An 8,540-nucleotide genomic window follows, 5' to 3' on the forward strand; every position below is an offset into this window, starting at 1 on the left:
CGAACAACTGAGCTGTTGGCTAATTCGAAACCTAGTTATATCCCTAGTGTTTCGGCGGCCATAGCGAGAGGGAAACGCCCGGTCACATTCCGAACCCGGAAGCTAAGACTCTCTGCGCCGATGGTACTGCAAGGGGGACCTTGTGGGAGAGTAGGACACCGCCGGACTTCTTCGTTCAGATGGCCACCCCGAGACCGGGGTGGCCAGCCTGCGTTAACCCACCAACCAGATCCCCGGACGGCAACGCCGGGCGGGTGGACCGACCGGTGAGGCCAGGCTGCGCGCGTGCCTGGGCCGAGCGTTCAGGCCAGGCTGCTCGCTGGTGCCTGGTGCCTGGTGCGGGTTCACGGTTCTTCGCGGGCGATGGCCGAGTCGTCCGTCGCGGCGAGCACCCGTTCCAACGGGACCACCGCGGCGAACTCTGCTCGAATCGCGGCTGCTCGAGCGCGCTTGCTCGCAGCCTGCGGCGTGATGCCGAGTCGCTTCGCGGCATCTGCCTGGGTGCTCCCGGTGCTCATCAGGTCGTAGATCTCCCAGCCCTCTGGCGACCGCCGGCCGCGGAGCTGGAGGAGCAGGTCGACGAGAGCCTCCGCGTCACCGGCGTCGATACCCGAGTCGCCTCGCAGCGCGAACCGCGTGTCCCTCTTCTTTGCGTCGTTCACTGCGGCCCGGGCCGCGACGAAGGCGGGCCCGCCGGCTTCGCGCGCGTTGGCCGGCAGGGGAGTGCTCACGCCGCCGACACCGCACCCCACGCTCCACTGCCCGTCTCTCGAGAGCGACAGGATTGCGGCGAGGGCGTGATGCGCGTCCTTGACGAGCATCTGGATCTCGTCGCCGGCCGTGCGGTCCACCGGCAGCATGAGTCCGTCGCGCAGGGAAGACGTCAGCGTGCGAATGGTCTCGTCGGCGATGTCGGGGCGGTTGCGGCTATCCACCTGGTCTGCGGTGACGACGAACATGGGTCTCCCTCCATCAGCCCTCAGGGGCTGATTTCCTATCCATCAACCCTATGTGGTTGATAGTGGATAAATCAAGCTTGAGGGGATGAGATCGTCCCGATCGGTGATCGCCTCGCTGATATCCTTGCCCGATGCCAGCATCCGATCTCCTGTCAGCTCAGCGCAACGACGATTCGTTCGACGACGTCTGGGACGAGGTGGTGTGGCGCGGCCTCGTGCATGTCTCGACCGATCCGGCCGAACTCAAGGCTCTGCTCGCCGGCGACCAGATCACCTACTACTGCGGGTTCGACCCGACCGCGCCGAGCCTGCACCTCGGCAATCTCGTGCAGCTCCTGCTCATGCGCCGACTCCAGCTCGCCGGCCATCGGCCGCTCGCCCTAGTCGGCGGATCGACCGGCCTCATCGGCGACCCTCGGCCCACGGCCGAACGAACGTTGAACTCGCCCGAGACGGTCAGGGAGTGGGTCGGCTACCTCGAGGGCCAGGTCTCCAAGTTCCTGAGTTTCGAGGGAGACACCGCCGCGCGGCTCGTCAACAACCTCGACTGGACGGCCCCGCTCTCGGCGATCGACTTCCTGCGGGATGTCGGCAAGTACTTCCGGGTGGGCACGATGATCAAGAAGGATGCGGTGAGCGCGCGGCTCAACAGCGACGCGGGCATCAGCTACACCGAGTTCAGCTACCAGATCCTGCAGGGCATGGACTTCCTGGAGCTCTACCGAAACCACGGCTGTGTGCTGCAGACCGGGGGGAGTGACCAGTGGGGCAACCTCACCAGCGGCACCGATCTCATCCACAAGGCGGAGGGGGTGAGCGTGCACGCCATCGGCACCCCGCTCATCACCAACTCCGACGGCACGAAGTTCGGCAAGAGCGAGGGCAACGCCATCTGGCTCGACCCGACCCTGACCAGCCCGTACGCCTTCTACCAGTTCTGGCTCAACACCGACGACGGCGATGTCGTTCAGCGGCTGAAGATCTTCACCTTCCTCCCGCGGGCGGAGATCGACAGGCTCGCTGAGGCGGTGGCCAGCGAGCCGTTCCGTCGCGAGGCGCAGCGCACCCTGGCCTTCGGGGTGACGAGCCTCGTTCATGGTGTCGACGACACCCTCGCGGCGATCGCGGCGGCGGAGGCCCTGTTCGGCCAGGGCGACCTCGAGCTGCTCGACCGGCCGACGCTCGAGGCGGCCCTGCGCGAACTCCCGAACACGACCACCATGCCCAACGCTTTGGTCACGCAGCTGTTGGTCGACACGGGTCTCACCGCGAGTCTGAGTGAGGCGCGGCGTGCGCTCGAGCAGGGCGGGGTGTACCTCAACAACGTGAAGGTGGAAGATGCTGCCGCGACACTCGAGGGCAGGACCCTTCCCGGCGGGATGGCGGTGCTGAGGCGGGGCAAGAAGACCCTTGCCGGCGTCTTCGTGGAGTAGTCCGCCGGGCGGATCCGAAACGTGACGCGCCCGGGATGCGCGCTAATTTGCGCAGCCCCCCGGATGGCCGTAATGTTTCCTCTTGTCACCCCAAAGGTTCACTAAGCGGAAGTGCTTAGCGGCCTCAAGAGGGACCACATCCAAGTCAAACAGCGGGTTCTCCAGCGGGGAATTCGTCTTCAGATCTTTGGAGTTTTGCCCAGTTTCACGGCAACGTCGAGATGATCTGCAGCCGGCCTTCGAGCCGCGCTGATCAACTTGACAAGCGGCCTGGAGGTGGTAGGTTGGACAGGTTGCCTTTCGCGGAAGTGGGGGGTGGCGTGGTAGTGGTGATTGGCCCCGGGTAGCAGCCGTGATGGTGAAAACCGGGAGCGTCCGATCCTTGAGAACTCAACAGCGTGCACAATGTCAAATGCCAAAAACCTCGTGCATTGGATCCCGTTTCTAGCGGGTGATGGTGTAGGAGATTCCTTTGGAAATTGAATTAAACAGATAAGCAAGTCAGTAATGATTTGTTCTTGTCAGTTTCAAACTTGTCACCTTGTCATCCCATTCCGGATGCGGGTGGCGCTAGATGTGCCGGTGCCTTTCGAGGTGTCGAGCAATCAAACATTTATGGAGAGTTTGATCCTGGCTCAGGATGAACGCTGGCGGCGTGCTTAACACATGCAAGTCGAACGATGAAGGGGAGCTTGCTCCTTGGATTAGTGGCGAACGGGTGAGTAACACGTGAGTAACCTGCCCTTGACTCTGGGATAAGCACTGGAAACGGTGTCTAATACCGGATACGACCTTCAGCCGCATGGCTAGGGGGTGGAAAGAATTTTGGTCAAGGATGGACTCGCGGCCTATCAGCTAGTTGGTGAGGTAATGGCCCACCAAGGCGACGACGGGTAGCCGGCCTGAGAGGGTGACCGGCCACACTGGGACTGAGACACGGCCCAGACTCCTACGGGAGGCAGCAGTGGGGAATATTGCACAATGGGCGCAAGCCTGATGCAGCAACGCCGCGTGAGGGACGACGGCCTTCGGGTTGTAAACCTCTTTTAGTAGGGAAGAAGCGAAAGTGACGGTACCTGCAGAAAAAGCACCGGCTAACTACGTGCCAGCAGCCGCGGTAATACGTAGGGTGCAAGCGTTATCCGGAATTATTGGGCGTAAAGAGCTCGTAGGCGGTTTGTCGCGTCTGCTGTGAAATCTGGGGGCTCAACCCCCAGCCTGCAGTGGGTACGGGCAGACTAGAGTGCGGTAGGGGAGATTGGAATTCCTGGTGTAGCGGTGGAATGCGCAGATATCAGGAGGAACACCGATGGCGAAGGCAGATCTCTGGGCCGTAACTGACGCTGAGGAGCGAAAGCATGGGGAGCGAACAGGATTAGATACCCTGGTAGTCCATGCCGTAAACGTTGGGAACTAGATGTAGGGGCCATTCCACGGCTTCTGTGTCGCAGCTAACGCATTAAGTTCCCCGCCTGGGGAGTACGGCCGCAAGGCTAAAACTCAAAGGAATTGACGGGGGCCCGCACAAGCGGCGGAGCATGCGGATTAATTCGATGCAACGCGAAGAACCTTACCAAGGCTTGACATATACCGGAAACGGCTGGAAACAGTCGCCCCGCAAGGTCGGTATACAGGTGGTGCATGGTTGTCGTCAGCTCGTGTCGTGAGATGTTGGGTTAAGTCCCGCAACGAGCGCAACCCTCGTTCTATGTTGCCAGCACGTAATGGTGGGAACTCATAGGAGACTGCCGGGGTCAACTCGGAGGAAGGTGGGGATGACGTCAAATCATCATGCCCCTTATGTCTTGGGCTTCACGCATGCTACAATGGCCGGTACAAAGGGCTGCAATACCGTAAGGTGGAGCGAATCCCAAAAAGCCGGTCTCAGTTCGGATTGAGGTCTGCAACTCGACCTCATGAAGTCGGAGTCGCTAGTAATCGCAGATCAGCAACGCTGCGGTGAATACGTTCCCGGGCCTTGTACACACCGCCCGTCAAGTCATGAAAGTCGGTAACACCCGAAGCCAGTGGCCAAACCCGTAAGGGATGGAGCTGTCGAAGGTGGGATCGGTAATTAGGACTAAGTCGTAACAAGGTAGCCGTACCGGAAGGTGCGGCTGGATCACCTCCTTTCTAAGGAGCACTCGAGGATGCCCTCTGTATACAGGGGCTAGTAAACCTCGTAGCCATTTCGGAGACACACGTTCTCCGGTGGCGCTCATGGGTGGAACATTGACATTGTGACCAGGTGAGAGAGTCGTCAAATCAGTACAGCCCGCTGCGTGCAGCAGGCTCGGAACGTTTCGGATCTTGAGTTTGGTCTTTTGCACGCTGTTGGGTCCTGAGGGACCGGGCCGGCTCGTCCTTTCGGGGGCGGGTTTGTTCTTTCCTCTGGGCCGCAATGATCATGGTCGTCTTCGGGCGGGTGTGGTCACGGTCTTGGACTTCGATCCCTGGCGAACCGCCGGCACAACCTTTCGGTTGACACGGTAGGCACGGGTTAGACGGAGTACCGCCCGTATTTTGAGAACTACACAGTGGACGCGAGCATCTTAGAGACTGCCTGTCGAGAAGGTTTCCGGTTTAGGCCGGTGGCTGGTTTTGGTGGGTTGATCTCTTCATAGAAGTTCTAGCAATGCGTTGTTTATTCAACGCGCTGCTGGTGCTTTGTGTAATTTTGTCATCAAGTTTCTAAGTGCAAACGGTGAATGCCTTGGCTTCTGGAGCCGAAGAAGGACGTATAAATCTGCGATAAGCCTCGGGGAGCTGATAATAGAGCTTTGATCCGAGGATCTCCGAATGGGGAAACCCCGCCAGGCGTAGCAATACGACCTGGTGACTCCCGCCTGAATATATAGGGCGGGTAGAGGGAACGTGGGGAAGTGAAACATCTCAGTACCCACAGGAAGAGAAAGCAAAAGCGATTCCGTAAGTAGTGGCGAGCGAAACCGGAAGAGGCCAAACCGATCATGTGTGATAGCCGGCAGGCGTTGCATGGTCGGGGTTGCGGGACTTTTTAGCAGTTACTGCCGTACTGCAACAGTTACAGCGCGATATAGACGAATGGGATTGAAAGCCCAGCCATAGAAGGTGCCAGCCCTGTAGTCGAAATGTCGCAATGGCTGAAGAAGTATCCCAAGTATCACGGGGCCCGAGAAATCCCGTGTGAATCTGTCAGGACCACCTGATAAGCCTAAATACTCCCAGAAGACCGATAGCGGACAAGTACCGTGAGGGAAAGGTGAAAAGTACCCCGGGAGGGGAGTGAAATAGTACCTGAAACCGTTTGCATACAAACCGTTGGAGCCTCCTTAGTAGGGGTGACAGCGTGCCTTTTGAAGAATGAGCCTGCGAGTTAGTGCTCAGTGGCGAGGTTAACCCGAGTGGGGTAGCCGTAGCGAAAGCGAGTCTGAATAGGGCGAAATAGTCGCTGGGTCTAGACCCGAAGCGAAGTGATCTATCCATGGCCAGGTTGAAGCGACGGTAAGACGTCGTGGAGGACCGAACCCACTTCAGTTGAAAATGGAGGGGATGAGCTGTGGATAGGGGTGAAAGGCCAATCAAACTTCGTGATAGCTGGTTCTCTCCGAAATGCATTTAGGTGCAGCGTTGCGTGTTTCTTGCCGGAGGTAGAGCTACTGGATAGCTGATGGGCCCCAAAAGGTTACTGACGTTAGCCAAACTCCGAATGCCGGTAAGTGAGAGCGCAGCAGTGAGACGGTGGGGGATAAGCTTCATCGTCGAGAGGGAAACAACCCAGACTACCAACTAAGGTCCCAAAGCGTGTGCTAAGTGGGAAAGGATGTGGAGCTGCACAGACAACCAGGAGGTTGGCTTAGAAGCAGCCACCCTTGAAAGAGTGCGTAATAGCTCACTGGTCAAGTGGTTCCGCGCCGACAATGTAACGGGGCTCAAGCACACCACCGAAGTTGTAGATTTCGTATAGTAGCCCGGCCCGCTTTTGTGGGTCCAGGCGTACGGAGTGGTAGGAGAGCGTCGTGTGGCGAGTGAAGCGGCGGTGTGAACCAGCCGTGGACGCCACACGAGTGAGAATGCAGGCATGAGTAGCGAAAGACGGGTGAGAAACCCGTCCTCCGAAAGAACAAGGGTTCCAGGGCCAGGCTAATCCGCCCTGGGTAAGTCGGGACCTAAGGCGAGGCCGACAGGCGTAGTCGATGGACAACGGGTTGATATTCCCGTACTGACGAAGAACCGCCCAAGCTAATCCAGTAATGCTAAGTGTCTGAATCCCCTAGATGGATCCCTTCGGGGTGAAGCGTGGGGCCTAGCACACGACCCTATGCTGGTGCGGTTAGCGTATTAACAGGTGTGACGCAGGAAGGTAGCTGAGCCGGGCGATGGTTGTCCCGGTCTAAGGATGTAGGGCGAACGATAGGCAAATCCGTCGTTCATTAAGCCTGAGACCCGATGGGTAGTCCTCACGGACGAAATCAGTGATCCTATGCTGCCAAGAAAAGCATCGACGCGAGGTTCAAGTCACCCGTACCCCAAACCGACTCAGGTGTTCAGGTAGAGAATACCAAGGAGATCGAGAGAATCGTGGTTAAGGAACTCGGCAAAATGCCCCCGTAACTTCGGGAGAAGGGGGGCCCGCGGTGTGAAGGGACTTGCTCCTGGAAGCACCATACGGCCGCAGAGACCAGTGGGAAGCGACTGTTTACTAAAAACACAGGTCCGTGCCAAGTCGCAAGACGATGTATACGGACTGACGCCTGCCCGGTGCTGGAAGGTTAAGAGGAACGGTTAGCCGCAAGGCGAAGCTGAGAATTTAAGCCCCAGTAAACGGCGGTGGTAACTATAACCATCCTAAGGTAGCGAAATTCCTTGTCGGGTAAGTTCCGACCTGCACGAATGGCGTAACGACTTCCCAGCTGTCTCAACCGCGAACTCGGCGAAATTGCACTACGAGTAAAGATGCTCGTTACGCGCAGAAGGACGGAAAGACCCCGTGACCTTTACTACAGCTTGGTATTGGTGTTCGGAGTGGCTTGTGTAGGATAGGTGGGAGACTGTGAAGCTTGGACGCTAGTTCAGGTGGAGTCATCGTTGAAATACCACTCTGGTCACTTTGGATATCTAACTTCGAACCGTAATCCGGTTCAGGGACAGTGCCTGGTGGGTAGTTTAACTGGGGCGGTTGCCTCCTAAAAAGTAACGGAGGCGCCCAAAGGTTCCCTCAATCTGGTTGGCAATCAGATGTCGAGTGTAAGTGCACAAGGGAGCTTGACTGTGAGACTGACAAGTCGAGCAGGGACGAAAGTCGGGACTAGTGATCCGGCAGTGGCTTGTGGAAGCGCTGTCGCTCAACGGATAAAAGGTACCTCGGGGATAACAGGCTGATCTTGCCCAAGAGTCCATATCGACGGCATGGTTTGGCACCTCGATGTCGGCTCGTCGCATCCTGGGGCTGGAGTAGGTCCCAAGGGTTGGGCTGTTCGCCCATTAAAGCGGTACGCGAGCTGGGTTTAGAACGTCGTGAGACAGTTCGGTCCCTATCCTCTGCGCGCGCAGGAAATTTGAGAAGATCTATCCCTAGTACGAGAGGACCGGGATGGACGAACCTCTGGTGTGTCAGTTGTTCCGCCAGGAGCACCGCTGATTAGCTACGTTCGGAATGGATAACCGCTGAAAGCATCTAAGCGGGAAGCCAGCTTCAAGATGAGATTTCCATGACTTAGGTCGAGAGGCTCCCAGCTAGACTACTGGGTTGATAGGCGGGATGTGGAAGCGAGGACTAAAGACTCGTGGAGCTGACCCGTACTAATAAGCCGATAACTTGATAACACTCTTCCCCCCGTTAGACGGGGGAAGCACAATGCTTGCGTCCACTGAGTGGTTCCCGATATACGGTCGGGAATCAGCACAACACCAGTTGTGAAGACCCTCCCCCGGGAGGACTTCGAACAACTGAGCTGTTGGCTAATTCGAAACCTAGTTATATCCCTAGTGTTTCGGCGGCCATAGCGAGAGGGAAACGCCCGGTCACATTCCGAACCCGGAAGCTAAGACTCTCTGCGCCGATGGTACTGCAAGGGGGACCTTGTGGGAGAGTAGGACACCGCCGGACTTCTTCGTTCAGATGGCCACCCCGATACCGGGGTGGCCATCCTGCGTTAACCCACCAACC

The 8,540-nt window shown here is 58.0% G+C and carries 2 protein-coding genes and 4 rRNA genes; 5 read left to right on the forward strand and 1 reads right to left on the reverse strand.

The features are described from left to right. Window positions 1–50: 50 nt before the first annotated feature. Window positions 51–167, forward strand: a 5S ribosomal RNA gene (rrf, locus tag FVP33_RS17170). 177 nt (window positions 168–344) lie between these two features. Here the strand turns inward: rrf (FVP33_RS17170) and FVP33_RS17175 are convergent. Beyond that, window positions 345–959, reverse strand: coding sequence for a DNA-binding protein (locus FVP33_RS17175; protein WP_147784926.1), 615 nt, complete (start codon window positions 957–959; stop codon window positions 345–347). 131 nt (window positions 960–1,090) lie between these two features. Between FVP33_RS17175 and tyrS the strand changes: the two genes are divergently transcribed. From tyrS to rrf (FVP33_RS17195), 4 genes are all read left to right on the forward strand, one after another. Next, complete coding sequence (gene tyrS, locus FVP33_RS17180) at window positions 1,091–2,392, forward strand: tyrosine--tRNA ligase (protein WP_147784927.1); 1,302 nt, start codon at window positions 1,091–1,093, stop codon at window positions 2,390–2,392. Window positions 2,393–3,004: 612 nt separating this feature from the next. Further along, window positions 3,005–4,525: ribosomal RNA gene (locus tag FVP33_RS17185) — 16S ribosomal RNA — on the forward strand. Window positions 4,526–5,073: 548 nt separating this feature from the next. Beyond that, window positions 5,074–8,197 (forward strand): 23S ribosomal RNA (locus tag FVP33_RS17190). A 166-nt stretch (window positions 8,198–8,363) separates the two neighbouring features. Beyond that, window positions 8,364–8,480: ribosomal RNA gene (gene rrf / locus FVP33_RS17195) — 5S ribosomal RNA — on the forward strand. The 16S, 23S and 5S rRNA genes sit together here, the layout of an rRNA operon. Window positions 8,481–8,540 lie beyond the last annotated feature (60 nt).

Origin of the sequence: Lacisediminihabitans profunda, assembly GCF_008040105.1 — a bacterium.
Lineage (GTDB): Bacteria > Actinomycetota > Actinomycetes > Actinomycetales > Microbacteriaceae > Lacisediminihabitans > Lacisediminihabitans profunda.